Source organism: Aestuariimicrobium soli (assembly GCF_051192575.1).
Classification (GTDB): domain Bacteria; phylum Actinomycetota; class Actinomycetes; order Propionibacteriales; family Propionibacteriaceae; genus Aestuariimicrobium; species Aestuariimicrobium soli.
In genome coordinates this window covers 19,018-44,094 of record NZ_JBPJSQ010000002.1, presented here as the reverse complement: position 1 = coordinate 44,094, position 25,077 = coordinate 19,018, and the positions used below count along the sequence as shown (strand labels likewise).

The following is a 25,077-nucleotide window of genomic DNA, read 5'->3' as shown; positions in this document are numbered from 1 at the left end:
CGTGAACCCCATGGACCCGCTGCTCCTGGCCCGGTTGCTGTTCGCGGTCACCGCGGGCGTCCACTTCCTGTTCGTCGTCACCACGCTCGGGCTCGCCCCGATCCTCACGTGGAAGTCGTGGCGCAACGTCGTGCGACCGACCGCGGCCGGCGACGGCGAGCTGCGCATTCTGGGCCGCATGTACCTGGTGAACTACGCCGTCGGCATCGTCACCGGGCTGGTGATGGAACTTCAGATGGCGATGGTGTGGACCGGCCCCGGGGCGGCCGGTCCCTGGAACCCGGTGGCCACCCTGCTCGGGCTCGAGACCATCGTCGCGTTCTTCCTCGAATCGACGTTCCTGGGCCTGTGGTTGGTCGGCTCGGGGGTGCTGTCGCGCCGGGTGAGGGCGGTGCTGTTCACCCTGGTGACAGTGACCGCGTACGTGTCGGCCACCTACGTGACCGCCGCCAACAGCTACCTGCACTTCCCGATCGGTGACGCCGCACCCACCCTCGGTTGGGGGTTCGTCGGCCGGCTCGTCTGGCGTCCGGCGACGCTCACGGTGCTGGCGCACATCGCCGGTGCGGCCCTGGTGGTGGGCGGCATGTGGGCGGCCGCCGCCGGGGCCAGGGTCATGCAGCGCGGCGGCACCCCGGCCGTGGCCAACCGCCTGATGAGGGGAGGGGTGATCACGGTGGCCTGGTCGTCCGTGGTGACGCTGCTCGCCGGCGGCCTGCAGTTCCCGTTCGTGCGACCCACCCTGCCCAGCCAGCAGACCACGCCCGTGTTCGGCGCCCTGTCGATGGCGCTGATGATGTTGGCCGGGCTCGCGATCGCCGGGGTGGCGCTGATGGCCCTGTTGCCGCTGGCGCTGCGCAACCGGCTGGTCACGCAGAAGACCGGCCGCGTGTGGTGGCCCTTCCTGACCAACAGCGTCGGGCTGGCGCTGTTGGCGACCTTCCTGGGCTGGCTCTACCGCGAGCAGATGCGCAGCCCGTGGTTCATCTACCAGCGGGTGCCGTTGGACGAGGCCCTCGCCCCCATCAGCGCCGCCCAACTGAAGGCCATGCTGGTCGTCTTCGGGGCACTGACGATCGGGGCGGCGGTGCTGGCGTGGTGGCTCATGCGCACGCTGATGCACACCGATCCACCCGAGGAGTTCGCCCCGGACGAGGCCCTGTCCGACCCGATCCGCTTCGACCACGCCCTGGTCGAGACCACGAGCGGGGCCGTGCGATGACGTGGCCGTTGTGGGTGCTGGTGGCCGTCGGCCTGGTGTGGCTGGTCGCCGAGGGGTGGACGATCCTCGTCTGCCTACGCGCCGGGTCGCGTGCGGGCGGCGATCGCCTCAACCGGCTCGGGTTCCGATTCCTGGCCACCGAGGCCTGGACGCTGCTGCTGCTCGGCGCGACACACGGCATCGTCCCCGATGCGGTGCACCGCCTCGGCGATGCCCTGCTGCTGTTCGTCGCCGCCTGGATGGTGCGCGACCTGGGGCTGTGGCTGGGGCCGCGCACCAGGCGTCAGGAGCTGTGGCGCCGGGTGATCGGGGGAGCGGCCATCGTCCAACTTCTGGTCATCGCGGCCGTCGCGTTCTCGGTGATCTTCCTGCGGTGGACCTGGCCCTCGTCGGATCCGAGTGCCTCGGCCGGCCTGCTGGCGGGGATGGTGGTGCCCGTCGCGATCGTGGGCGTCGCGCTGCAGGTCTGGTTGCTGCGGCTGCAGCGCGCCCGGGGGTTGGCGACGGGTTCCACCCAACTAGGGTGGGACGCATGACCGCGCCCCAGTCGAGCACCCCCGCGGCCCTGCAGCCGTCTCTGCGACAGCTCATCATCACCGTCGGCACCGTGGCCGTGGCCCTCGTGGTGATCGGCGCCATCAGTTGGACCGTGCTCGCGGACGTCGAATTCTCGGCCGGGCGCCTCGCCCTGGCGCTGGGCATCGTCGTGGCGACCGCCGCGGTCGGGCGCATCGTCGGACTGCGGGTCGAGCCGCTGCCCGCGAACCTGCGGGGTGACGCCGCCACGGTCGAGGCCCTGCGGCGCGTCCACCGGATCACGCTGCCGGCGATGGCCCTCGCCGAGGCGGGGGGCCTGCTCTGCTTCGCGCTGGGGTTCGTGCTGCCGATGAGCCGGATCACGGTGCTGGTGGCCATGGTCGTCTCGGCGGGCGCGACGCTGTGGGCGGCCCTGCCGATGGGGTCGCGGTTGCGCTCGCTGGTGGCCCGACTCGAGAGCGAGGGTGGTCGCACCGGGCTGCCCACGGGCGGGGAGAGGTCGGCATGAGCTGGCTGCACGACGCGGTGGACGAGGGCACCTCCTGACAGGAGGAGCTCTACAAGGACCTGCGCCCATCCCTGCGCACGGGCACGCTCGCGGCACTCGCCGACTGCCTGGCGTGGCTAGGCTGATCGACATGTACCTCACCGGCGACCCCACCGCGGACGACCTGCTGGCCACCTCAGACTTCGCCCTGCTGGCGGGCATGCTGCTCGACCAGCAGGTGACCATGGAGAAGGCCTTTTCGGGCCCCGCCGTGCTGCTCGAGCGGCTCGGCTCGATCGACCCGCGCGCCTGGGTCGACCTGGGCGAGGAGGAGTTCGTCAGGCAGGCCTCGATCCCGCCGGCGATCCACCGGTTCCCGGGCTCGATGGGCAAGCGCCTGTTCGACCTGTGTCGCGTGCTGGTCGACGAGTACGACGGCGACACGACCACGGTGTGGGCCGATGCTCAGACCGGGGCCGAGCTGAAGAAGCGGCTGACCTCGTTGCCCGGGTTCGGCGACCAGAAGGCGAAGATCTTCATCGCGCTGCTGGCCAAGCAGCGCGGGGTTCGTCCGCCGGGGTGGGAGAAGGCCGCCGGCGACTACGCCCTCGACGGCTTCCGATCGGTGGCCGACATCACCTCGCCGGAATCGCTGGTGAAGGTGCGCGCCACCAAGAAGGCGGTCAAGGCGGCTGCCAAGGCCGCGACCCATGGCGGCTGACCGCCGACGACTGGTGGTGGCCGGGCTGCTCGTCCGCGACGGTCGCCTGCTGGCCGCCCAACGTTCCTACCCGGACGACCTGGCCGGTCTGTGGGAGTTCCCGGGCGGCAAGGTCGAGCCGGGGGAGGAGCCGGGCCGGGCGCTCGTCCGCGAACTGCGCGAGGAACTCGGGCTGGAGGTCACCGTCGGCGAGGTGCTCGAGGGCCCCGACGACGGACTGTGGCCGATCAATGACCGCTGGGCGATCAAGGCCTTCTGGTGCGAGGCCGGCGATCGGGAGCCGCAGGCGCTCGAACACGCCGCCCTGAGGTGGGTCGCCGACGCCGACGAGGTCGAGTGGCTGCCGGCCGACGTGGCCATCGCGAGCGCGGCACTCAACGCAGCACCATGACGAGCACCGGCATGACCACGATGCTCACCAGGATCGTCAACGACGTCATGAACGCCGACAGTTTCACGTCACCCCCGATCTCGGCGGTGAACCCCGGGATCATCGAGGCGATCGGGGCGAAGCAGATGGTGGTGACGGCCAGGCGCACGTCGTCACCGAAGGGCAACAGGTGCCAGCATCCGAGGGCGAAGGCGATGCACCAGGCGTAGCGCACGGCCAGGAACCTGCCGGCGGCGCGCAGCTGGCTGGTGTCGAGATCCAGGTCGAGCCCGATGCCGATCATCAGCATCGCCAGGAATGTGTTGGCGGCCCCGACGGTCGACGTGAAGTGCATCACCTGGTCGGGAAGTCGCAACCGCAGCAGTTGCATGACCAGCACCGCCAGGTAGAGCACGAAGATGGTGGACGAGAACAGGCGCTTGAGACTGGCACCCATCGAGGTGCGGCCCGGGCGGGCGATCGAGAAGGCCCAGAATCGCCCCCAACCGGCGGCGACGATCGAGTTGCCGATGTCGAACAGGGTGGCGTTGATCAGCGCGGTGGGACCGCCGAAACCCGCGAGGTAGGGGGTGGCGAAGGCCCCCATGTTGTAGCTGCCGGTGTTGAGCACGCCGAAGGCCTGGGTTGTGCGCCCCTGCCGCCGACACAACAGGTACGCGCTCACCTGCTGGCAGAGGTTGAGCCCGACCGCGACCAGTCCGAGCGTCAGCATCGCGAACGGCACGGTGACCGTGTGGAAGCTGGTGAGAATGGCGCAGGGCAGGGTGAAGTTCAGCACGATGCGCGAGAAGATCATGAAGTGCCGGGCGTCGACCCACTTCAGCCGCCGCATGAGCTGGCCCAGCCCGATGATGGCCACCAGCGAGAGGGCCTGGATGACGACGTCGATCACGCCCCGAGACTAGTGCCGTGCCCGGGTGGCGGCGGTGGGGGTTTGCGATGATGGACCCATGCCCGACCCCCTGATGCTCGAGTTCACGGGCCTCACCAAGCGCTTCGGTGCCGTGCCTGCCCTGACCGACCTGTCCGCGCGCGTCGAGCCGGGGCGGGTCACCGGCTTCCTCGGCCCCAACGGGGCCGGCAAGACCACCAGCCTGCGCATTCTGCTGGGCCTGGTGCGCGCCACGTCTGGTTCGGCGACCATCGGCGGACGAACCTACGCCGACCTCGCCGATCCGCTGCGCACCGTCGGGGCCGCCCTGGAGGCGAGCAGTTTCCATCCCGGCCGCAGCGGAGCGAACCACCTGCGGGTGTACGCCCGGGCCGCGGGAATCGGCGATGCCCGCGTCGATGAGGTGCTCGACCTGGTGGGGCTCGCCGACGCCGCCGGCCGCAAGGTGGGTGGCTACTCCCTCGGCATGCGCCAACGACTCGGGCTGGCCACGGCACTGCTGGGCGACCCCGGGGTGCTGGTGCTCGACGAACCGGTCAACGGCCTCGACCCCGAGGGCATCAAATGGATCCGCGGGCTGATGCGCTCGCTGGCCGCCGAGGGGCGCACGGTGCTCGTCTCGAGCCACCTGCTCAGCGAGGTGCAACAGACGGTGGACGACCTGGTGGTCATCTCCCGCGGCAGGCGGGTGTTCCAGGGAACCCTCGACGAGCTGACCGCCCTCGCCGACCAAGCCACACTGGTCGACGCTCCCGACCGGGAGGCGCTGGTGGCGGCACTGCGGGCGGCCGCCCTGACCGTCGAGGCGACCCGCGCGGGCGTGCTCGTGCGCGGTGTCGACCCCGTGCAGGTCGGTGAGGTGGCGGCCCGGGCCGGGGTGGCGTTGGGCCACCTGCAGCGCAGGGGGACCGGCATCGAGGAGGTCTTCCTCGATCTGGTGAGCGGGGCGGTTCCCGGGGAGCCCGAGCGAGTGTCGGCATGAGCGCTCACACTGACGCCGTCCGTTCGGAATGGACGAAACAGGTCACCACCTCGGCCTGGTGGGTGCTCGGCCTGGTGTTGTTCGCCTACGTCGCCTTCACGGCCGGAACCCTCGGTTTCGTGTTCGCGGCCTCGGCCACCGGGCGGCTGACCGGCGACAATGCCATGCCGATGCCCGCGGACTCGTTGCCAGCGCTGCTCTACAGCACCGGCACCGCCATCGGGTACGTGTTTCCGCTGCTGATCGGCACCATGATGATCACCGGCGAGGTGCGCCACCAGACGCTCACGCCCACGTTCCTGGCCACCCCGCGGCGCTGGCGGGTGCTGGCGGCGAAACTGGTGGTCGGCGCCGTGCTCGGCGTGCTCCACGGTCTCGTCGCCGTGGTCGCTTCGGTGGCGCCATCCGCGGGCCTGCTCGCCGCCATGGGCCTGCCCACCGACCTCGACACCGAGCGCATCTGGGCGCTGCTCGCGCGCATGCTGGTGGCCACCGTGTTGTGGGTGCTGATCGGCATTGGCGTGGGGGCGCTCGTCCGTCATCAGGTGGCAGCCATCGTGGGTGTGATCGTGTTCACCCAGTTCGTCGAGCCCATCGTGCGGGTGGTGGCCGCGTTCGTGCCCGTGGCCGGCGATGTCGCCAACTTCCTGCCCGGCGCCGCCAGTGATGCGCTGGTCGGCGCCAGTCTGTACACGCAGATGACCGGCGCCTCGTCCGCCGCCGGACTCGACTGGTGGGCCGGTGCCCTGGTCATGGTGGCCTATGCCGTGGTCTTTCTGGTGTTGGGTTGGCGGACGAGCTGGCGTCGCGACATCACCTGAGCCTCATCAGACCACCGACAAGCCTTCAGTGTCGGCCAAGCACACCTGCCCAACCGCTGCCACGTACCCGTAGCGGTGCTAGCTTCATGTCATGGCTCTTCATGCGTCCGTGCAGGAAAATGGCCTTGGCTGCCGCTATAACCCCTGATCGGGGGTGGGCCTTCCGTCGCCTCAGGGCATTGCTGGTTGGGTTGCTGATCGGTGCTCTCACGGTGGCCGTGGGTGGCTGCCAGCCGACGAGGCGGCCCCAGCAGCCGGACCAGACCGTGGTTCGTCCAACCAGATACGAGGTACTGCCCGCGGAGCCTCAGCCTCGTCCTCCGTGGTTCACCAAGATTCGTGGCGACCTGCAAGGACCCTTTCATTGGGCGCGACTTCAGTCAGTTCCTGATGGCGATCTGTACCTCTTGGCGACGGACAGCGGAATTGAATGCCTGGTCGTCACCGGGTCCGCGGGAGTGGCCTACTCGTGCGGCGACCGAAAGGCGCCCGGGCCTCAGTTCCTGTTCTGGTCCCATGCGCAACCTGCCGAATCCATCTTGGTGATAGCCGTGCCGGATGGCTATCAGGACGTGCGAGTGGGAACCCAAGCCTGTCGCCCTGACAGGAATGTGGTCGTGCTGCTCAACCCCAGTACTTCCGCCGCCCTGTCAGTCCGAGGTCCCGGCAAAGAGACGCTGGCAGCATCCTTGCCTAGTACTGGCTCGCCGACCGAACAGCAGCCCTTCACGGACTATTGCCCCTGATCCTGACTCAGGAGGCCAGCTTCGCGTCCAGCGTGATCTCCGGAACCGAGGCGAGGGCCTGCGAGACCGGGCAACCGGCCTTGGCCTCCTCGGCCAACCGGACGAACTCGGCCTCATCGATGCCCTCGACCTGACCGACGACCTTCAGGGCGATCTTGGTGATGCCGGTGCCGGCCACGAACGTGACCACGGCCGAGGTGTCGAGCTGGGTGACGGTGTGCCCAGCCTTGGTGAGGCCATTCGAGAAGGCCATCGAGAAGCAGGTCGAGTGGGCGGCCGCGATCAGTTCCTCGGGCGTGGTGGTGCTGCCGGACTCCTCGCCACGCGCCTTCCAACCGACGGCGAAGCTGCCGGCACCGGAGGTGTCGAGGCGCACCTCGCCGGATCCGGAGAAGAGGTCACCCTTCCAGGTGGCGCTGGCGGTGTTGTCGATGGGACGGGGCATGGCTCACTCCTTGGATTGTGGCTTGGCCGACGGCCGATGCTGGTCACCAGCCAAGCACGAACTCACGACGAGCGGGGCCAGCAGGACAGTTCTCGCCGACTGCGGTAGTGGCGGGGCTCGCCGGTGACCGGGTCGGTGAACCACAGCTCCGAGCTGAGCAGTTGCAGCGGGCGGCTGAAGTCGCCGAGATCGGTGGTCGTCACCTCGGGGTAGAGGGGATCGTTGACGATCGGAATCCCGAGCCGCAGCAGGTGCAGGCGGATCTGGTGGGTTCGTCCGGTGTGGGGCGTGACCCGGTACCCGGCGAGCCCGTCGTGATGGGTGACCAGCTCGACGGTGGTGTGCGCGTTGGGTTCCCGGTCGGGCAGCTCGTAGGCCTGCACGGTGCCGACGTCCTTGACGATGTGGCTGGTCACCTCGGCGGGAAAGGTCAGCTCGGGACGATGCTCCGCCACCGCCAGGTAGCGCTTGCCGACCTCGCGGCGGGCGAAGACCTGCTGGTAGGCGCCGCGGTGTTCGCGGTGCTTGACCAGCAGCAACAGCCCGGCCGTCGCGCGGTCGAGCCGGTGGGCGGGGCCCAGCTCGGGCAGGTCGAACTGCCGCCGCAGCCGCACCACCACCGACTGCTGGATGTGTTGCCCGCGGGGGATCGAGGCCAGGAAGTGGGGCTTGTCGACGACCATGATGCGCTCGTCCTCGGCGACGACGCCCACCTCGAACGGCACCTTGACCTCGTCGGGCAGGTCGCGGTGGAACCAGACGAACCGGTGGGGCTCGTAGGGCTGGTGGGCGGGGTAGGGGTGGCCCTGCTCGTCGCACCAGCGGCCCTCGGCGAACATCTCGTCGATGCGCTCGGGGCTCACCTTGGGGATGCGCTCGACCAGGAACTCGCGCAGGCTCGTCCAACCGCCGGGTTCGGTGCGCAGCCACGCCGCCTCCAGACCGAAGCGCTGGGGGAGGGGGGAGCGGGGCACCGGCCCATCGTAGTGTCGGCCCCGTAGTGTGGGCGCGTGACCCCAGCCCACGGCCCCCTGCGCACGGTTCTCGGCCCCGACCTGACAACCCGACAGCTGCACGACCTGCTCGCGCTGCGCGTGCAGGTCTTCGTCGTCGAGCAGGGCGACCCCTACCAGGCCATCGACGGCGTCGACCTGGAACCGACCAGCCGTCACCTGTGGATCGAGCGGGGTGGTGAGATCGCCTCGGCCATCCGGCTGGCCGAGTGGACCGACAACCGCGACGGCCACCGCGGTGACCAGGCATGGCGCATCGGGGCCGTGATCACCGCCGAGTCGGCGCGCGGACAGGGGCTCGCCGGACGACTCATCCGCTCGGCGCTGGAACTCACCCAACGGGAGGCACCCCGGCGCGACGTCGTCCTGCACGCCCAGGCGCACCTCGCCGACTGGTACGGCCGGTTCGGGTTCGTTGTCGAGGGGGACGAACATCTCGACGGCCACATCCCGCACCTGTGGATGCGGCTGACGCGCTCCCGCTGACGTCAGGCTGGCGATTCAGTACCGTGGCCGAGTGGCCACTGATGACCTGAACTCCCAGCCGACCCAGGGCGATCACCCGGGCGACCTCGCCGACGACTTCTTCGCAGACCTGAGCTTCGAGTCGCAACGCTTCGCGGCTCGTCCCTCGAAGCTGCGACCGCGCGCGATGCGGCGCCAGCCGACCCCGGGCAGCATCGCGGCGCCTCCCTTCGAGGCCGACGGTCGCAACACCGCCTATGTCGCCTGGCTGGTGGAGCAGTCAATGCTCAAGGACGCCACGGTGCTGGCCCGGCAGCTGGCCGGGCACGCATCGATGTGGTCGAACCCGTACGCCCAGCCCGACCCGCGCGCGGCGCTTGACAAGGCCCAGGTCTGGTTCACCGCATACCCACTGTCGTTCGTCACCCGGCCGGGGGAGTCGTTCCTGTCGGCCCTCGGCTCGGACGACCTGTGGAGCGCCTTCGAAAAGATAGGCATCGACGCCGTGCACACCGGGCCAGTGAAGCTCGCCGGCGGCATCTCGGGTTGGACGCTCACCCCGTCCGTCGACGGCCACTTCGACCGAATCAGCATGGTGATAGACCCGATCTTCGGCACCGAGGAGGAGTACCGCGAGATGTGCGAGGCGGCCGCGCGCCACCACGGCACCGTCATCGACGACATCGTCCCCGGTCACACCGGCAAGGGCGCCGACTTCCGCCTCGCCGAGATCAACTACCAGGACTACCCGGGCATCTACCACATGGTGTCGATCCCCGAGGAGGCCTGGCACCTGCTGCCCGACGTGCCCGAGGGCCGCGACTCGGTGAACCTCGACGCCGAGACCGAGCAGAAGTTGGCCGACGAGGGCTACATCATCGGTGCCCTGCAGCGGGTCATCTTCTACGAGCCCGGCGTGAAGGAGACCAACTGGTCGGTGAGCCGCGAGGTGCACGGCGTCGACGGGGTCGCCCGCCGATGGGTCTATCTGCACTACTTCAAGGACGGGCAGCCATCGGTCAACTGGCTCGACCCGACCTTCGCCGGCATGCGCATGGTGATGGGCGACGCCCTGCACTCGCTCACCGACCTCGGCTCGGGCGGGCTCCGCCTCGACGCCAACGGTTTCCTCGGGGTCGAGAAGCGCGCGGACGACCTGGCCTGGTCGGAGGGTCACCCTCTGTCGCAGGCCGCGAACCAGCTGATCGGCTCGATGGTGCGCAAGGTGGGCGGCTTCACCTTCCAGGAGCTCAACCTCGCCATGGACGACATCGTCGCGACCGGTTCCGTCGGCCCCGACCTCTCCTACGACTTCGTCACCCGGCCGGGGTACCACGTGGCCCTGCTCACCGGCGACACCGAGTTCCTGCGGCTGACCCTGAACGAGTCGCTGGCCCTGGGCATCGACCAGGCCTCGCTGGTGCACGCCCTGCAGAACCACGATGAGCTCACCTACGAACTGGTGCACTTCGAGTCGGCCCACGCGCACGACACCTACACGTTCGCGGGCGAGGAGCTCACCGGCCGCGAGCTCGCCGAACGGGTACGCACGACCATGCGCACCACCATGGCCGGGGAGGCCGCCCCGTACAACGCGCTGTTCGTGCAGAACGGGATCGCCTGCACGACGGCCTCGGTGATCACGGCGGCGCTGGGGATCAGCTCGCTCGATGACCTCACCGACGAGCAGGTCGCCACGGTGCGCGATGCCCACCTGCTGCTCGCGAAGTACAACGCCTGGCAGCCGGGAGTCTTCGCCCTCTCGGGCTGGGACCTGGTGGGAGCCGTCCCGCTCGCGAGGGAGCAGGTGCAGAGCCTGATCGCCACCGGGGACACTCGCTGGATCGAGCGCGGTGCCTACGACCTGCTCGGCGTCAGCAGCGACGACACCGCAGCCAGCACCAACGTGCCCCTCGCACACGCGCTGTACGGATCGCTGCCCGCCCAGTTGGACGATCCCGACTCCTTCGCCCGCCGGCTGGCCGACGTGCTGGCCGTTAGGCGCCGACACGGTCTGGGCACCGGCACACTGCTCGAGGTTCCCGACGTTGACGAGCCCGGGCTGCTCGTGCTGATCAACCGGCTGGCCATCGGCGCCTGCCAGGTGACGGTGCTTAACTTCTCGAACCAGCCCGTGACCGCTCAGGTGCAGTCGGTGCACGTTCCCGCCGGACGAGTGCTCGACCTCGCGGCCCGGCGCACCGTCGGCACCGTCGAGGTGGGCGCGGCCGACGTCGAGACCGGCCTGTGCCAGGGATCTTTCTCGGTCACGCTCGAGCCCTTCGGCGGAAAGGCGCTGATCATCAAGGAATGAGGTATTGACTCCGGTATCGGCGCCGCGCACACTGAATCATGGGCCGAACTTCACGTCCACGCTCGAACTGGTGGGGACTGCTCGCGCTGATGACCTGTGTGAGCTTGGTACTCAGCGGAACAGCGACAGCCCAAGCGGAGACAAGCCCCCCGGCCTCGGCGCTCCCGATCAGGGACAAGGAGACGGGCGTTTTGGTCGCCCATGGCGAGCTGCTGCAACTGCCCGACCGATGCGTCGAGCTGTACTCCCCGGTGGTGTTCCTGGCAGACGCGCATTGGAGTGCGTTCGGTCCGCCGACGGTTGATCCAGATTCGTGCCTGGCCATGTTGCCCGCCAGCGATGAGGGCATGGCTCTGCTGCAACTCGCTGGTGCGGGCAAAGCCGAAGCACCTCTGGCTGAGGACGTCGCTCGAGCAGGCAAGCATGTCCGGCTGCCCAGAGTTGACCTGAGTTCTGTCACGACGGTTCGTATGGCGATCAGCCTGGGTGAAGCATGGGCGGCGGCCGATGCCGCCGCAGCTGCCATCAGGACGTGATCTGTGCGGTTGGAAAGTAGTATCGGTTGGCTATGTCGCCGTCGACTACTACGATCAAGGAGTTTATGTGGGAACGGCGAGGCGCATGTCGAAGGGGCAGAAGACAGGTTCGTGCACCGTGAGTGGCGACTCGGGAGGTCCCGTATATACCCAGTCCTCCAGCGGGAGGGTCTATGCCAAGGGTTATACCAGTGGTGGCGCCGGAGGTTCCACGTGTACCCATTACTACACGGATCAGATTCTCGCTGACCAAGCCTTTCCAGGCTCCGTCATTCTCGCCCCATGAATCGACGGCTGCTGGTGGCTGGCCTCGCTGTGACAATGCTGGCCGCCTGCTCATCGACCGAGTTCACGGACGTGAACTACCCCATCCAGTCGGCCCAACGAGGAGTCGATGACCGCCATTGGGAGGTGATCATCTTCGCTCCCAAGCCCGACTACGGACCATTGACATGCGCGATGGACTACTCCCGCTCCCAGGTGACGATCTGGGTGACAGACGATCCACCCAGGGCAGCGGAATCATCGCAGGACCCCGGATTGCTTCCGGCGTATGAGGCAAAGGTCGCCTGCGTCTTCGACGAGGGCCTCGGCGGACGAGAACTTGTCGCGGGGGGCACTGGGAAAACTCTTTATCGCTGAGGTCCTGCCGAACCCTGGGTCGGTCGCCGGTTCAGCTGAGGCGCAGCGTCTGACTGAGCACGTGGGTCTCACCCGCGGGCAGGACGACGGCATCGTCTAACACGTTGGCGGCCTCGATGCAGACCATCAGCGGCCACTCGTCGTCACCGAAGTCGCCCATGGCGGCGGCCTTCTCGATCCAGGGGTTCCACACCACCGTGTTGGCCGAGCCCTGCTTCGAGACCTCGATGTCACGCTCCCAGGCGGGGTCGACGACCCGCACGCTGCCATCGGTGAGGTAGATCCGGTCGGTCTCGGCGGTGAACACCACGTCGCCGGCCTGGGTGCAGTGCAGCTGCGGGGCATGCTTGGCGCGATCGAGGTAGGCGACACCATCGAGCCCCTGCACGCTGATCTGGGTGACGTCGGACACGGCCAGATAGGTGTGCAGGGCCTGCTCGAAGGTCACCTCGTGCTCGCCGGTGTTGGTGACCGACAACTCCACTCTGAACTCCTCGTTCGAGAAGTGGGTGGTCACCGCGACGTCGGCGGCGAAGGGCAGGTCGCCCTCGTAGGTGTGGCGCACGGTGAGGGTGCCACTGGCCGCGGTGTCGTCGACCACCTCGTCGCGGCGCCAGGCCATCGTGCGCACCGGGCCGTGGGCGGGCTGCTGGTCACCGGATCGTCCGTTGGCGAACCAGGGGAAGATCACCGGCACCCCACCCCGGATGGGCGAACCGTCGACGAAATTGGACGAACCGGAGAGCCACAGCACGGGGCGGTGGCCGGCGGGCTGCCACGCCCACGCGTGGGCACCGTGATCGGCGACTGCAAAGTGGGAGCCCTCGGCGGTGGTGACGTCAATGCCGGGCAGGTCGGTGATGTTCATGCGCCGATCCTCTCGCGAATGGCGGCCAGCGTGGTGGCGATGTCCGCATTCCCGTCGACCACGTGGGCGTGCGGACGAAGCGCCCGCAGCTCGACCATCGAGGCGACGAGGCGATCGGCATCGTCCGGCCCGACCAGCGTGGCGTTGTGGGCCTGCTCGGGTCGGTCGGGATTGGCGGAGCGTCCCGCCAGCCGAGTGCGCAGGTGGTCGGCCGAGACGTCGAGCACGATCTCGACGAACCGGCCACCGCCGGCGTGGGCGGCCTCTTCGAGGGCCTCGATGAACAGGGTGCGGGCCAGGTACTGGCCGAGCACCACCGGGTGCTCCTCGGCAAGCTGCTCGGCGATCAGGGCCAGCGCCAACCGTCTGGCCTGCAGTCCGGCCGCGTTGAGGTCGTCGCGCCAGCCGCCGAGGGAGAACTTCAGCTGGTCGATGTCGAGGGCCAGGGCGAGCGGCAGGTCGGCGGCGACCAGAGCCGCCAGCGTCGACTTGCCCGAACCCGGGGCGCCGTTGATGAGCACCACGGGGGGCCGGCCGGTCTGGGTGTCGGTCATGGCGTCATCCTCCAGCGTTCCAGAGTCGGGTGTAGTGGTCGAGCCTGGCGTGGTCGAGGGCGATGCCGTAGCCGTCGAGGAACAGGTCGCGACGGTGGGCGTGCAGGTCGGCGTCCTCACCGAAGTTCCAACCCAGGCTGAGGATCGCCGGGGCCAGATCGGCCCAGCGGTCGGCGACGCCGACGAAACCGAGGTCGACGTAGCCGGTGAAGGTGCCGTCGCCATCGAACAGGAAGTTGGGATTGCAGGCGTCACCGTGGCACACCACGCGGTTCGCGTCGTCGAGCGGCGGGGTGACGAGCAGGGTCTCGTCCGCGTCGATGGCCGAGCGGGGCAGGCGGGCGAGGCGTTCGTCCGCCGACCAGGTGTTGGGGCAGTCGGCCACGGGAACCGTGTCATGGAATCGGCGCAACGCCTGACCGAGACCCCGGACGATGGCCTCGTCACCGCAGGGGAAGTCGTGGCTGACGGCCGATCGCCCGGGCAGGGCGCGGGTGTGCAGGAATCTCAGGCCGTCACGTTCACCGAAGGAGAGCACCTCGGGAACCGGCACGTGGGTCGCCAGCCACCGATGCCGGGCCACGTCGCTCTCGACCTCGAACTCCCAGTGCGGGGGGCCCACCTTGACGTACTCGACCGGGTCACCACCCGATTCGGCAGCAGACGTGTCGTCGATGCGCCAGGTGGACGACCCGATGACGGGGTTCTGCCAGACGGGGGTCAGCGCTCGTCCGGCGGCCAGATCGACGACCAGGGGCGCGGGAGCCGCCGTGGGATCGGGTCGGTTGGGGCTGTCAGTCGGCAAGCTTGAACGCCAACTCTGTTTCCCACGTCGACATGTCGGGGTCGTCGTCGTTGGCGTAGAACTCCAGTCGAGCCGCCCACTCGCGCTGATCGGGGGTGCAGTCGAACGCGAGGCCCTGCTCGTCGGCCCAGGCGAGCAGTTGGCGGGTGACCTCCTCGAGTTCGTCGGGGTGACCGGTGTGGCTGACGGTGAGGTAGCGGCCCGCGGGCAGGGTGCCGGAGATCACCGTGCCGTCCCCGGGCTGCGGCTCCGGCACGGCGAAGCCCGCGACCACGGTCAGCTCGGCGGCCATGTCGATCACCTCGTACTTGTAGAACGGGGGCCCTTCGGGGGCGATGCCCCGCTCGGCCAGCCAGGCCGCGACCGTGGCGAAGCTCTTGGCCGGTTGGTCCATCTGCTGCATGGTCACCTGGTGACTGACGCCCACCCAGGGAACTTCGGGAGCCTCGACGATCTCGGGAGTGGCAATGGTGAAGGTCATGGGTTCAGCCTGCCTCATTGTGTGCGGTGGGGGGACTCGTCGTCCGAACCCGGTGGTCGGGCCTCGAGGCTGGCCAAGTATTCCTTCGCCAGGCGCTTCGGAGCCCGCGCGAGCCAGCCGTCGAGGATCACCTCCTGCAACAGGTCGCGATCGAGCTCTGGCAGGCGGCTCTCGCGCACCAGCACGGCGGGGTAGCCGTTGAAGTGGGGGGTGGTGAAGAACGGATTCTGGTCGTCGTCGACCAAAGCCGCCTTCGCATCGGCTCCCCGGGTGCGCAGGCAGATGACATCGGTCAACCGCTCGCCGGCGTCGTCGACGGCGTCGGGCCGGGGCTCACGGAAGAACACGAACGTCTTGTCGCGGAAGGCCCAGCTGGGCAGGTCGTCGGAACCACCCCGCACCACCTCGGGCAGGGCCTCGCAGAAGGCCTCGATGTCGGCCACGGTCGATCCTCGCTGAGACTGTGTCACAGCCCGACTCTAGGCTGAGGGCATGCATGGTGGTGGCAAGGACTCCGTGGTCGCGCGCATCGGCAAATTGTTGTCGAAGGCCGAGTCGACCGATTCGGTCGACGAGGCCGAGGCGCTGTTCGCCAAGGCCCAGGCCTTGGCGAGCCGTCATGCCGTCGAGTTGGCGGTGGCGCGCCATGCGCAGGCCTCGAGCCAGGCCCGCGAGACGCCCGAGGAGCGCAGCATCACACTCGGCAAGGCGGGTTCGCACCACCTCAAGCAGGTGGCATCGCTGTTCCTGGTGGTGGCCGAGGCCAATGACGTCAAGTGCCTGATCGCGGCCAACTCGTCCGTGGTGTACCCGCTGGGGTTCCCCTCCGACCTCGACGTCACCGAGGCCATTCACGTGGCTTTGGCCGAGCAGATGGTGCGCTGGGGCAATGTGTGGCTGCGCGAGGGTGCCTGGCGCGGTGAGCACTACCCGGTGGGTCACGACCGGTGGGGGCGACTGGTCACCAAGCCGATGACCGCTCGGGTCGCCCGGCGCAGTTTCTACGAGGGCTTCATCGCCGAGATTCGTCGGCGGTTCACCGAGGCGAGGGACGAAGCCGTGCGCGAGTCCGATGAGCGCCTCGCCGCCGAGCAGGCGCTCGCCGACGGCAAGCGGGTGTCGGTGACGACGCTGGCATTGCGGGAGAAGGCCGAGGAGGTCAACGAGTTCTACCGGCGCCGGGTGCAGCGCGACCGCATCCGATCGTCCTGGCGGGGGAGTTCCGCCCTGTCGATGCGCGGGCCCTCGACCGAGGCCGGGCGTCGGGCCGGTTCGAGGGCGTCGATGTCTGGGGCCAAGCAGGTGCGCGGTGCCTGAGGTGAGTGCCGCGGACCCCGACCGGGACGCCGTCTACCTGGCCGAGCATCGGCTCGAGGCCGCCCTCGAGCTGCTGCCCAGCGGGGGAGAGGTGACCGCCTTCGGACGAGTGCTGCGCCTCGAGCAGGCCCAGGAGTTCACCACCCTGGCGGCCGCCCAGGGGTTCGCGACGTTGACCTGCATCGAGCTCGGCGAACCGCCGGTCACCGTGGCTCACGCGCGAGGCCAGACCCGGTCGAGTTACGTGCCCGGGTCGACGGACAACGAGTCACCGGCCACCATCAGGCTGGCCCACTGGGGCGGCACGCGGGTGACGCTGTGCCATGAGTTGGCCCATCACCTGACCCGCGGCAGCACCCCGGCGCACGGGGCGCCGTTCCGGGCCGCGTTGCTGAGGCTGCTCGTGCACTGCGGGGCACCGGGTCAGGCGGAATGGTTGAGACTCGCCTGGGCTGAGGCCGGGCTGTCCCTCGTGGGATCGACGGTGCCGTGAGCGCGCTGCTGTACGACCCCGACTGCGGGTTCTGCACCCGCTCGGCGAGGCTGCTCGCGAAGCTCGGCCCGCGCGCAGAGGTGAGGCCGTTGCAGCTGGCCGGCCTCGACAGCGGTGGGCCGGTGGATTCGGCCCGGGCGTCCTGCGAGGTGCCCTTCGTGCGCGACGACGGCACGGTGGTCTATGGGGCCGCAGCCATTGCGGCGGTGCTGGTCACCTGCCGCCAGCCGTGGCGGCTGGTCGGCCGCGTGCTCGGGTCGCGGCCCGGGCTGTGGGTGGCTCGCCCGGTCTATGCGCTGGTGGCCACGAACCGGCACCGGTTGCCGGGCGGCACGGCCGCCTGCGACCTCACGGGTCGAGGCGGCCGCGCCGGCTGACGGCTGGGTCAAGCTGGCTGGGTCAGGCGGAGGCCGACTCGTTGGCCGCCACCACCACGGCGGTGAGCGCACGCGCCGCCGCCAGGGTCTCGTTCTCGGGGTTGCCCGACTGAATGTCGCGCACCCAACGGGCGAACGGCGGCTCCACGTCGTCAGGCACCTCGACGGAGCGGGTCTCGCCGCCGACGGTCACGGTCATGGTGCGACCGTCGAAGCCGTAGCGCAGGCCGCCCTTGGTGCCCTCGACCTCGATCGAGAATGGGCTCAGGCCCGACACGAAGCCGGTCTCGAGCACGCCGATCGCGCCGGCGGCGGTGGCGACCGTGACCGAGGCATTGTCCTCGACGCCGCGGCCGGTGACGTCGGTGTAGGTCGCGCGAACGCTGGCGTACTCACCGGTGGACTCCGGCCCGCCGAGGATCAGGTTGGTCAGGTAGATCGGGTGGGCACCGAGGTCGGTGAGCGCACCGCCGACCCCGCCGGAGATGCCGATGGTCTCGTCGGCGTCGTAGAACCGCGGCGGCAGCCAGTCGGCCACCGAGCCGTTGTGGCTGAGGCGCACGCGCGAGTAGGTGATGTCGCCCAGCTCGCCCGAGGCGAGCACCTCGCGCACGGCCTGGGTGTAGCCGTGGAACAGGCGGGGCAGCGAGACGGTGAGCGCCAGCTTCTTCTCGGCTGCCTTGGCGACCAGGTCGTCGACGTCGGCGAGGGTGGTGGCGAGCAGCTTCTCGGTGAAGACGTGCTTGCCGGCCGCGATCACGGCACCGATGACCTCGGGGTGGGCAGTGGTGGCGGTGGTGATGGTGACGCCGTCGAGGTCGTCACGGGCGAGCAGCTCGTCGAGCGAGGGGGCGAACTCGACGCCGAGCTTGTCGGCCAAGGCCTGCCCGCGGTCGGCGTCGTCGTCCCACACGGCGACGAGTTCGGTGTCGGGGTGGTCGAGCGCGGCGCGACCGTACTCCTCGGCGTGCACGTGCCACGCGCTGAGGACGGCGATGCGAAGGGGGGACGTCATGACTGGGGACACTCCTGTGTGTGCTGGGCTGGTGGAGGGTATTAGTCCACGTCTTGGACTAGTTTCGAATCTAGCGGGTGCCGGGCGACCGCGGAGCCGCGCCCGGCGGATTCGTCCCGACGCGACCATTAGAGTGCACGCGTGCCCACCCGTCCCTCCCTGCCCGCCACGTGGCTGGTGGTGACCAGCATCGTCTCGGTGCAGGTCGGGGCCGCCATCGCGAAGCACCTGTTCGGCACCGTGCCCGCGACCTCGATGGTGTGGCTGCGACTGGCCACCTCGGCCGTGGTCTTCGTGGCGCTCTTCCGGCCGGTGCTGCGCGGCCGAACCCGCCGCGACTGGGGGATCGCCCTGGCCTTCGGGGTGATGCTGCTGGGCATGAACTGGTGCATCTACCAGTCGTTCGCGCGGATTCCGCTCGGCATGGCGGTCACCTTGGAGTTCCTCGGTCCGTTGACCCTCGGCGTGGTGCTGTCGCGCCAGCGCCGCGACCTGATCTGGGTGGCGCTCGCGGCCGGAGGCGTGGCCCTGTTGGGCTTCACCCCGCACGGGCTGACCTGGGTCGGCGTCGGTTTCGCGCTGGCGGCGGGGGCCTTCTGGGCGGGCTACATCGTGCTCGCCGAGAAGACCGGACGATCCTGGCCCGGCATCTCGGGTCTGGCCGTGGCAAGCCTCGTCGGCACCTTCGCACTCGCAGGGCCCGCCATCGCCGAGGGCGGCTCGCGGCTGCTGGAACCGAAGGTGCTGCTGATCGGGGCGGCGGTCGGGCTGCTGAGCTCGGTGATTCCCTACAGCCTCGAGCTGGTCGCGCTGCGCTCGATCCCGCGGGGGGTGTTCAGCGTGCTGATGAGCCTGGAGCCTGCCGCCGCGGCTCTGGCCGCGATGGTGCTGCTGCACGAATGGCTGGCGCCGGTGCAGTGGGTGGCGATCGGGTGTGTGATCGCGGCGAGTGTCGGGGCCACGCGCGCGTCGCGCTAGGTTTCGGTCATGCCGAGAACCGCACTGATCACCGGCGTCGGGCGCCGCCGGGGAATCGCCGCCGCCATCGCCCGCGCGCTGGCCGCCGACGGCTGGGACCTCGGGTTGTCGTACTTCGCCGACTACGACCGCCGCGTGCACGGCGAGCCCGCCGACGTCACCGAGCTCGCGGACGAGCTGCGCGCCCTCGGCCGGCGGGTCACCCTGGTGCCGGGCGACCTGGCCGACCCGGAGGTGCCCTCCCAGTTGATGACCGCCCTGGCCAACGAGCAGGGCCCGGTCGGCGGCCTGGTGATGAGCCACTGCGAGTCGGTGGACTCCTCGATCCTGACCACCACCGTCGAGAGCTTCGACCGCCACTATCGGGTCAACGTGCGGGCCACGTGGTTGCTGCTCAAGGCATTCGCCGAGCAGGACCCCTGCCCGGGCGGCCCCGTGGTGGCCCTGACGAGCGACCACACCGTGCACAACCTGCCCTACGGCGCCACCAAGGGTGCGCTCGACCGGCTGGTGCTGGCGGGCACCCACGAGCTGTCGCACCTGGGCATCTGGACCAATGTCATCAACCCCGGGCCGATCGACACCGGCTGGATGGACGACGAGATCCGTGCTGCCGGTGCCAAGCAGACCCCGGCCGGGCACCTGGGCGAGACCCGCACCGTGGGCGACCTCGTCCGGTTCCTGTTCTCGGACGAGGGCAGTTGGCTGCGCGGGCAGTTGCTGTACTCCAACGGCGGGTTCGCCACCCCGGCCCTCTGAGCCTGCCCGCCGGCGTCACACCTTGGCGTGCCGCGCCCGCAGCACGCAGTACGCCGCGAAGCAGACGAACCCGACGGCCATCACGACCACCAGCACCCGCCCGAAGCTGACCGACAGCACGGCCTTGAACGCCCCGTCGAGGCCGCGGGCCTGATCGGTGTCGCCGCTGATGCCGGCCCAGGCGAGCAGGCCACCGGCCACCAGCAGGGCGACGCCCTTGGCGATGTAGCCGACGGTGCCGAGCACCTGCGCCGCTCGTCCGGGGTGGGTGACCAGGTCGTCCAGGAACTTCCGGGTGGCGCCCTTGTAGACGTGGTAGGCACCCACCCCCACCACGACCAGCCCGGCGGCGACCACCAGCACCTGCCCGCCAGGGGCGGACAGCACCGTGCGGGTGGTCTGCTCGGTCTGCCCGCCCGAGTCGGCACGATGACTGACCAGCAGGGTGACCGCCGGCGAGGCCAGCGCCAGATAGGCGACGCACTTGCCCAGCGGCTTCACGCGGTCCTTCCACTCCGAGGCACGCACGGCCTCGGTCAGTTGCCAGACCGCCAGCAGGGCCAACCCCACCACCATCGCGACCATCAGCACCACGCCCAGCGGGTTGCCCGCCAACGCCCGGAAGGCTCCCGACTGGTCGGCGTTCTCGGATCGTCCGCCCACGGCCAGCTGGGCGGCGATCCAGGCGATGAGCAGGTGCACGATGCCCGAGGCGACGTACCCCGCCCGGGCTCCGGCCTCGACCACCGGCGACTCGCCCACACGGTGGGCTTGCTTTCTAACTTCGGACGACATGCCGCAGACACTAGCGATGCCGGGCGACAGGCGGCGACGCCGCGGGCATACTGCTCGAATGCGTCGCGTTCGATCCTGGCAGGTGGGCCTGCCGTTGCTGCTCGTCTCGTTCCTGCTCGGGGTGGTGGCGGCTCGCTGGAACCCCCGCCGTACCGGCGAATGGCAGACGCTCGACGCCATCCGCGGCCTGCGGACCGCGTGGCTCGACCCGATCGCCCATGGGGTGGAGATCTTCGGCGGCCCCGCCTGGACTCCGTGGATCATCCTCGCCGTGGCGGTGGTGCTCTTCCTGCTGCGCCGACGGTTCGCCGCGGTCACGTTCGCGCTGGCCTCGGGGCTGGCGTGGCTGCCCGGGCACGTGCTCAAGAAGGTGGTGCATCGCCAGCGCCCCGAGCAGCTCGATGCCATGACCAGCTACAGCGACGGCATGAGCATGCCGAGCGGCCACACGGCCATCGTCGCGGCAGTGACCATCGCGGGCTGTCTGGTGCTGGCCAACGAGCGTCGCCGCCTTCGCTGGGTGGTGGTCGCCGGTGTGGCTTTGACCGCCTTCGTCGGCTTCTTCCGCATGTACGCCGCCGCCCACTATCCCCTCGACCTGCTGGTGGGAGCCGGGCTGGCGACCGGCGCGGGGCTGAGCCTGTGGCGCCCCAGCCTCGCCCTGAACCGACGCATCAATCGCGGCGGTGGGTTCTGGGCCTTGCCCCCCGCCGTCAACCCCGAGCGTCCCGCTGTCACGGCCTCGCGGGCCGAGCAGGGCCAGTAGGCTCGCTCGCGTGAGCGCAGCTGAGCAGAAGTCCACCGCCAAGGCCGACAGTCACGACCTGATCCGGGTGCGCGGAGCCCGCGAGAACAACCTGAAGAACGTCTCCGTCGAGCTGCCCAAGCGCCGCCTGACGGTGTTCACGGGGGTGTCGGGTTCGGGCAAGAGTTCACTGGTGTTCGGCACCATCGCCGCCGAGTCGCAGCGCATGATCAACGAGACCTACTCCGCATTCGTGCAGGGGTTCATGCCCACGGTCGATCGTCCGGAAGTCGATTCGATGGACGGACTGACCACCGCGATCATCGTCGACCAGGAACGGATCGGCGCGAACGTGCGCTCGACGGTGGGCACCGTCACCGACGCGAATGCCCTGCTCAGGTTGTTGTTCAGCCGGATCGCCGAGCCGAACCTGGGGTCGACCACCGCCTACTCGTTCAACACCCCGTCGGTGTCGGCCCAGGGTGGCATCACGATCGAGCGCGGCAACAAGACCAAGCGCGAGGTCGCCACGTTCAACCAGGTCGGCGGCATGTGCCCCCGCTGCGAGGGCATCGGCAAGGTCTCCGACATCGACCTCGACGAGCTGTACGACTCGTCGAAGTCGTTGGACGAGAACCCGTTCAAGGTGCCGGGCTACTCGATGGACGGCTGGTACGGACGCATCTTCAAGGGATCGGGCTACTTCGACCCGGCCAAGCCGATTGCGAAGTACACCAAGAAGGAGATGCACGACCTGCTCTACCGCGAGCCCACCCGCATCAAGGTCGAAGGCATCAACGTGACCTTCGAGGGGCTGGTTCCCAAGCTGCAGAAGTCGATGCTGTCGAAGGATCCCGAGCAGATGCAGGCGCACGTGCGTGCCTTCGTCCAGCGGGCCGTGACCTTCCAGGACTGCCCCGACTGCGGCGGCACCCGACTCGCCGAGCACACCCGCAACTCGAAGATTCACGGGAAGTCCATCGGCGACGTCTGCGCCATGCAGATCACCGATCTCGCGGCGTGGATCGCCGACCTGGACGAGCCATCGGTCGCGCCGATCGTGGCCGGGTTGCGTGAGCACCTGGACGCCTTCGTGCAGATCGGTCTGGGATATCTCAGCCTCAATCGTCCCTCCAGCACCTTGTCGGGCGGGGAGGCGCAGCGCACCAAGATGATCCGGCACCTGGGGTCGTCGCTCACCGACGTCACCTACGTCTTCGACGAGCCCACCATCGGGCTGCACCCGCACGACATCCAGAACATGAACCAACTGCTGCTCGACCTGCGCGACAAGGGCAACACCGTGCTGGTGGTCGAGCACAAGCCCGAGACGATCGCCATCGCCGACCACGTCGTCGACCTTGGCCCCAAGGCGGGTTCGGCCGGCGGTGAGATCGTCTACGAGGGCGACCTGGCCGGCCTGAAGGCCGCCGACACCCTGACCGGACGACACTTCGGTGATCGGGTCAGGCTGAAGGACGAGGTGCGCACCCCGACCGGGGTCATCGAGGTGCGGGGGGCAGACGACAACAACCTGCGCGACGTCGACGTCGACCTGCCGACCGGAGTGTTGCTGGTGGTGACCGGGGTGGCCGGCTCGGGCAAGAGTTCACTGATCCACGGGTCGGTCGCCGGCCGCGACGGCGTGGTCGCGATCGACCAGGGCGCGATCAAGGGGTCGAGGCGCTCCAACCCGGCCACCTACACCGACCTGCTCGACCCGATCCGCAAGACCTTCGCCAAGGTGAACGGGGTGAAGCCCGCGCTGTTCAGTCCCAACTCCGAGGGTGCCTGCCAGGCCTGCAACGGGGCCGGGTTGATCTTCACCGAGCTCGGCTTCATGGAGACCGTCTCGACCACCTGCGAGGTGTGTGGCGGGCGACGCTTCCAACCCGAGGTGCTCGAGCACACCATCGACGGCCGCAGCATCGCCGACGTCTTCGAGATGAGCGTTGACGAGGCGGAACAGTTCTTCTCCCAGGGGGAGGCGAAGACGCCGGCGGCGCACAAGATCCTCGTGCGGCTCAAGGACGTCGGCCTGGGCTACCTCACGCTCGGCCAGCCACTGTCGACGTTGTCGGGCGGCGAACGCCAGCGCGTCAAGCTGGCCGTGCACATGGGCTCCGACGGCGGCACCTACATTCTGGACGAGCCGACCACCGGCCTGCACCTGGCCGATGTCGAGCAACTGCTCGGCCTGCTCGACCGGTTGGTCGACGGCGGCAAGAACGTCATCGTGATCGAGCACCACCAGGCGGTGATGGCGCATGCCGACTGGATCGTCGACCTCGGCCCCGGTGCCGGGCACGACGGCGGTCGCGTGGTCTTCGAGGGCACCCCCGCCGAGCTGGTCGCCGACGGCAGCACCCTGACCGGACGACACCTCAAGGACTACGTCGGCGCTTGACGAAGCGCATACCCAGGGTATTCAATACTGGGAGTATCGATTGGAGCCCGCATGCCACCCACCCGCACCCGTCCGGATCGCAACCGCGTTCGCGAGTCGCTGCTCGACGCTGCCGCCGAGGAGTTCCTGGAGCACGGCTACCAGGGCACGACCATGAGCCGCATCGCCGCCCGGGCCGGCTACACCAAGGGCGCCGCGTACTCCAACTTCGAGGGCAAGCCGGCCTTGTTGGCGGCGGCGTGCCTGCGCCGTTCTTCCGTGACCACCCAGGCGGTCGCCGGTGAGGTGACCGGCACCCGCGACCCGCTGGAGATCGGACGACGCCTGGCCCAGGCGGCCGTCGACGGCAGCCCATGGGCGCAGACGCTGGCCGAGGTCGCCGCTGTCGGACGCCATGACCACGAGGCGGCGTCGGCCTACCGACACCTCCGCGACGCCCAACTGGCCGCGGTCGTCGAGCAGGTGCGTGCCCTCGATCTGCCCCTGCGAGCGACGGCCGAGACCTCGGCACGGGTGCTGCAGGCCGTGATGTCGCAGATCGGGCTCGAATACGCCGTGGTGCCCGAACGCTGGCCACTCGACGAGATCGAGAACACGTTGACCACCATGGTGAGGGGGCTGCTCGCGTGACCGGCGACGAGGAATCCACCCGGGTGGTGTTGCGCGCGCAGGGTCTGGTTGTCCACGGGCGTGAGGCGGTCGATCTCGAAGCCGAGGCGGGCCGGGTCACCCTGGTGGTCGCCCCCAAGGGGACCGGACGCACGAGCCTGCTGCTGGCGCTGGCCGGGCGGATGGCCGGGGTGCAGGGTTCGGTCACCGTCGATGACGTCGACGCGACCACCGAGCGGCGCCGGTACCGCCACCTGGTCTCCGTCGCGCGTGCCGGAGAGTTCGTCGACCTCGAACCCCGTCTGTTGGTGCGCGAGGCGGTCGTGGAACGCAGCCTGATCGACAACGTGCGGTCGTCGGCGGGGGAGTGGCGGTTCACGGAACTGTGCTCGGCCGTGGGCGAGGGGCGCGCGATCACCCTGCCCTCCGACAGCCTCGTCGAATCACTGGACGAAGCCTCCGCCACCGTGCTGGCCGCGATCCTGGCGCTGCTGCGCCCGGCGCGGGTCGTCGTCCTTGACGATGTCGATGCCCGGTTGACCACCGATCAATGGCGCACCGTGCACGCCGCCCTGACCGCGCTGGCCGAGCACGAACAGTGCGCCATCGTCTGCACGTCGTCGACCCCCGCGCCGCCGGCCCTCTCATCGGAGTCCTGAA

At 69.4% G+C, this 25,077-nt stretch carries 30 protein-coding genes; 20 read left to right on the top strand and 10 right to left on the bottom strand.

All coding sequences use genetic code 11. From position 1 onward, the window contains the following. Positions 1-10: 10 nt before the first annotated feature. The 5 genes from ACSDQ9_RS01570 (at position 11) to ACSDQ9_RS01550 (ending at position 3,358) form a co-directional block, all read left to right on the top strand. On the top strand, positions 11-1,222 hold the full coding sequence (locus tag ACSDQ9_RS01570; RefSeq protein WP_435142863.1) for a cytochrome ubiquinol oxidase subunit I: 1,212 nt from the start codon (positions 11-13) through the stop codon (positions 1,220-1,222). Beyond that, entirely contained in the window at positions 1,219-1,758 is a 540-nt protein-coding gene (locus tag ACSDQ9_RS01565; RefSeq protein ID WP_435142861.1) for a hypothetical protein, read from the top strand. The genes ACSDQ9_RS01570 and ACSDQ9_RS01565 overlap by 4 nt, the downstream gene beginning before the upstream one ends. Continuing rightward, positions 1,755-2,267, top strand: coding sequence for a hypothetical protein (locus tag ACSDQ9_RS01560; RefSeq protein WP_435142859.1), 513 nt, complete (start codon positions 1,755-1,757; stop codon positions 2,265-2,267). Before ACSDQ9_RS01565 ends, ACSDQ9_RS01560 begins: the two co-directional genes overlap by 4 nt. 112 nt (positions 2,268-2,379) lie before the next feature. Continuing rightward, positions 2,380-2,967, top strand: coding sequence for an HhH-GPD-type base excision DNA repair protein (locus ACSDQ9_RS01555; protein ID WP_435142857.1), 588 nt, complete (start codon positions 2,380-2,382; stop codon positions 2,965-2,967). Beyond that, the gene (locus tag ACSDQ9_RS01550; RefSeq protein ID WP_435142855.1) at positions 2,957-3,358 is read left to right on the top strand and encodes a (deoxy)nucleoside triphosphate pyrophosphohydrolase; all 402 of its coding nucleotides are present in this window, start codon (positions 2,957-2,959) and stop codon (positions 3,356-3,358) included. Before ACSDQ9_RS01555 ends, ACSDQ9_RS01550 begins: the two co-directional genes overlap by 11 nt. Here ACSDQ9_RS01550 and ACSDQ9_RS01545 read toward each other — a convergent pair. Beyond that, positions 3,342-4,250, bottom strand: a complete 909-nt coding sequence (locus ACSDQ9_RS01545) for an AEC family transporter (RefSeq protein WP_435142853.1) — start codon at positions 4,248-4,250, stop codon at positions 3,342-3,344. The genes ACSDQ9_RS01550 and ACSDQ9_RS01545 overlap by 17 nt on opposite strands. A gap of 58 nt (positions 4,251-4,308) precedes the next feature. On the opposite strand from ACSDQ9_RS01545, the gene ACSDQ9_RS01540 reads away from it, so the two are divergent. Both ACSDQ9_RS01540 and ACSDQ9_RS01535 read left to right on the top strand, forming a co-directional pair. Continuing rightward, the gene (locus ACSDQ9_RS01540; protein ID WP_435142851.1) at positions 4,309-5,232 is read left to right on the top strand and encodes an ABC transporter ATP-binding protein; all 924 of its coding nucleotides are present in this window, start codon (positions 4,309-4,311) and stop codon (positions 5,230-5,232) included. Then, positions 5,229-6,053 (top strand): ABC transporter permease subunit, encoded by an 825-nt coding sequence (locus tag ACSDQ9_RS01535; protein WP_435142849.1) that lies wholly within the window; start codon positions 5,229-5,231, stop codon positions 6,051-6,053. The genes ACSDQ9_RS01540 and ACSDQ9_RS01535 overlap by 4 nt, the downstream gene beginning before the upstream one ends. Before the next feature lie 753 nt (positions 6,054-6,806). Here ACSDQ9_RS01535 and ACSDQ9_RS01530 read toward each other — a convergent pair. Together ACSDQ9_RS01530 and ACSDQ9_RS01525 are read right to left on the bottom strand one after the other, a co-directional pair. After that, on the bottom strand, positions 6,807-7,244 hold the full coding sequence (locus ACSDQ9_RS01530) for an OsmC family peroxiredoxin (RefSeq protein ID WP_435142848.1): 438 nt from the start codon (positions 7,242-7,244) through the stop codon (positions 6,807-6,809). A 62-nt stretch (positions 7,245-7,306) separates the two neighbouring features. After that, a complete protein-coding gene (locus ACSDQ9_RS01525) occupies positions 7,307-8,140 on the bottom strand; it encodes a pseudouridine synthase (protein ID WP_435143708.1) in 834 nt (277 codons plus the stop codon). A 114-nt stretch (positions 8,141-8,254) separates the two neighbouring features. Here ACSDQ9_RS01525 and ACSDQ9_RS01520 point away from each other — a divergent pair, with 114 nt between their 5' ends. The 4 genes from ACSDQ9_RS01520 (at position 8,255) to ACSDQ9_RS01505 (ending at position 12,214) form a co-directional block, all read left to right on the top strand. Next, positions 8,255-8,743 carry a GNAT family N-acetyltransferase gene (locus tag ACSDQ9_RS01520; RefSeq protein WP_435142846.1) on the top strand — a complete coding sequence of 163 codons (489 nt, stop codon included), beginning with the start codon at positions 8,255-8,257 and terminating at the stop codon, positions 8,741-8,743. A gap of 31 nt (positions 8,744-8,774) precedes the next feature. Beyond that, a complete protein-coding gene (treS, locus tag ACSDQ9_RS01515) occupies positions 8,775-11,036 on the top strand; it encodes a maltose alpha-D-glucosyltransferase (protein WP_435142844.1) in 2,262 nt (753 codons plus the stop codon). Between the two features lie 38 nt (positions 11,037-11,074). Continuing rightward, a complete protein-coding gene (locus ACSDQ9_RS01510; RefSeq protein WP_435142842.1) occupies positions 11,075-11,572 on the top strand; it encodes a hypothetical protein in 498 nt (165 codons plus the stop codon). Positions 11,573-11,854: 282 nt separating this feature from the next. Beyond that, complete coding sequence (locus tag ACSDQ9_RS01505) at positions 11,855-12,214, top strand: hypothetical protein (protein ID WP_435142840.1); 360 nt, start codon at positions 11,855-11,857, stop codon at positions 12,212-12,214. A 31-nt stretch (positions 12,215-12,245) separates the two neighbouring features. Here ACSDQ9_RS01505 and ACSDQ9_RS01500 read toward each other — a convergent pair whose 3' ends face one another. Genes ACSDQ9_RS01500 through ACSDQ9_RS01480 form a run of 5 tightly spaced genes read right to left on the bottom strand, consistent with a single transcriptional unit; the run spans position 12,246 to position 15,365 of the window. Next, the gene (locus ACSDQ9_RS01500; protein WP_435142839.1) at positions 12,246-13,082 is read right to left on the bottom strand and encodes a D-hexose-6-phosphate mutarotase; all 837 of its coding nucleotides are present in this window, start codon (positions 13,080-13,082) and stop codon (positions 12,246-12,248) included. Beyond that, the gene (locus tag ACSDQ9_RS01495; RefSeq protein WP_435142837.1) at positions 13,079-13,636 is read right to left on the bottom strand and encodes an AAA family ATPase; all 558 of its coding nucleotides are present in this window, start codon (positions 13,634-13,636) and stop codon (positions 13,079-13,081) included. Before ACSDQ9_RS01495 ends, ACSDQ9_RS01500 begins: the two co-directional genes overlap by 4 nt. Positions 13,637-13,640: 4 nt before the next feature. Continuing rightward, positions 13,641-14,441: a phosphotransferase gene (locus tag ACSDQ9_RS01490; protein ID WP_435142835.1), complete on the bottom strand. Its 801-nt coding sequence runs from the start codon at positions 14,439-14,441 to the stop codon at positions 13,641-13,643. Further along, positions 14,431-14,922 (bottom strand): GyrI-like domain-containing protein, encoded by a 492-nt coding sequence (locus ACSDQ9_RS01485; protein ID WP_435142834.1) that lies wholly within the window; start codon positions 14,920-14,922, stop codon positions 14,431-14,433. Before ACSDQ9_RS01485 ends, ACSDQ9_RS01490 begins: the two co-directional genes overlap by 11 nt. Before the next feature lie 14 nt (positions 14,923-14,936). Beyond that, positions 14,937-15,365: an MmcQ/YjbR family DNA-binding protein gene (locus tag ACSDQ9_RS01480; RefSeq protein WP_435142832.1), complete on the bottom strand. Its 429-nt coding sequence runs from the start codon at positions 15,363-15,365 to the stop codon at positions 14,937-14,939. 49 nt (positions 15,366-15,414) lie between these two features. On the opposite strand from ACSDQ9_RS01480, the gene ACSDQ9_RS01475 reads away from it, so the two are divergent. The 3 genes from ACSDQ9_RS01475 to ACSDQ9_RS01465 are packed head-to-tail and all read left to right on the top strand — an operon-like array spanning position 15,415 to position 17,109. Further along, complete coding sequence (locus tag ACSDQ9_RS01475) at positions 15,415-16,239, top strand: DUF2786 domain-containing protein (protein WP_435142830.1); 825 nt, start codon at positions 15,415-15,417, stop codon at positions 16,237-16,239. Continuing rightward, positions 16,232-16,732, top strand: a complete 501-nt coding sequence (locus tag ACSDQ9_RS01470; protein ID WP_435142829.1) for a hypothetical protein — start codon at positions 16,232-16,234, stop codon at positions 16,730-16,732. Before ACSDQ9_RS01475 ends, ACSDQ9_RS01470 begins: the two co-directional genes overlap by 8 nt. Further along, positions 16,729-17,109: a thiol-disulfide oxidoreductase DCC family protein gene (locus ACSDQ9_RS01465; protein WP_435142827.1), complete on the top strand. Its 381-nt coding sequence runs from the start codon at positions 16,729-16,731 to the stop codon at positions 17,107-17,109. Before ACSDQ9_RS01470 ends, ACSDQ9_RS01465 begins: the two co-directional genes overlap by 4 nt. A 22-nt stretch (positions 17,110-17,131) precedes the next feature. On the opposite strand, the gene ACSDQ9_RS01460 is transcribed toward ACSDQ9_RS01465, so the two are convergent. Continuing rightward, complete coding sequence (locus ACSDQ9_RS01460) at positions 17,132-18,124, bottom strand: Gfo/Idh/MocA family protein (protein WP_435142825.1); 993 nt, start codon at positions 18,122-18,124, stop codon at positions 17,132-17,134. A gap of 141 nt (positions 18,125-18,265) precedes the next feature. Here ACSDQ9_RS01460 and ACSDQ9_RS01455 point away from each other — a divergent pair, with 141 nt between their 5' ends. After that, on the top strand, positions 18,266-19,102 hold the full coding sequence (locus ACSDQ9_RS01455) for an EamA family transporter (RefSeq protein WP_435142823.1): 837 nt from the start codon (positions 18,266-18,268) through the stop codon (positions 19,100-19,102). 9 nt (positions 19,103-19,111) lie between these two features. After that, entirely contained in the window at positions 19,112-19,861 is a 750-nt protein-coding gene (locus ACSDQ9_RS01450; RefSeq protein WP_435142822.1) for an SDR family oxidoreductase, read from the top strand. A gap of 15 nt (positions 19,862-19,876) precedes the next feature. On the opposite strand, the gene ACSDQ9_RS01445 is transcribed toward ACSDQ9_RS01450, so the two are convergent. Beyond that, positions 19,877-20,656 carry a DUF1206 domain-containing protein gene (locus ACSDQ9_RS01445; protein WP_435142820.1) on the bottom strand — a complete coding sequence of 260 codons (780 nt, stop codon included), beginning with the start codon at positions 20,654-20,656 and terminating at the stop codon, positions 19,877-19,879. Between the two features lie 58 nt (positions 20,657-20,714). On the opposite strand from ACSDQ9_RS01445, the gene ACSDQ9_RS01440 reads away from it, so the two are divergent. Genes ACSDQ9_RS01440 through ACSDQ9_RS01425 form a run of 4 tightly spaced genes read left to right on the top strand, consistent with a single transcriptional unit; the run spans position 20,715 to position 25,076 of the window. Further along, positions 20,715-21,422: a phosphatase PAP2 family protein gene (locus ACSDQ9_RS01440; protein WP_435142818.1), complete on the top strand. Its 708-nt coding sequence runs from the start codon at positions 20,715-20,717 to the stop codon at positions 21,420-21,422. A gap of 10 nt (positions 21,423-21,432) precedes the next feature. Then, the gene (locus tag ACSDQ9_RS01435) at positions 21,433-23,808 is read left to right on the top strand and encodes an ATP-binding cassette domain-containing protein (protein WP_435142816.1); all 2,376 of its coding nucleotides are present in this window, start codon (positions 21,433-21,435) and stop codon (positions 23,806-23,808) included. Between the two features lie 51 nt (positions 23,809-23,859). Next, positions 23,860-24,438: a TetR/AcrR family transcriptional regulator gene (locus ACSDQ9_RS01430; RefSeq protein ID WP_435142815.1), complete on the top strand. Its 579-nt coding sequence runs from the start codon at positions 23,860-23,862 to the stop codon at positions 24,436-24,438. After that, entirely contained in the window at positions 24,435-25,076 is a 642-nt protein-coding gene (locus ACSDQ9_RS01425) for an ATP-binding cassette domain-containing protein (protein WP_435142813.1), read from the top strand. Before ACSDQ9_RS01430 ends, ACSDQ9_RS01425 begins: the two co-directional genes overlap by 4 nt. The last annotated feature ends 1 nt before the right edge of the window (position 25,077 follow it).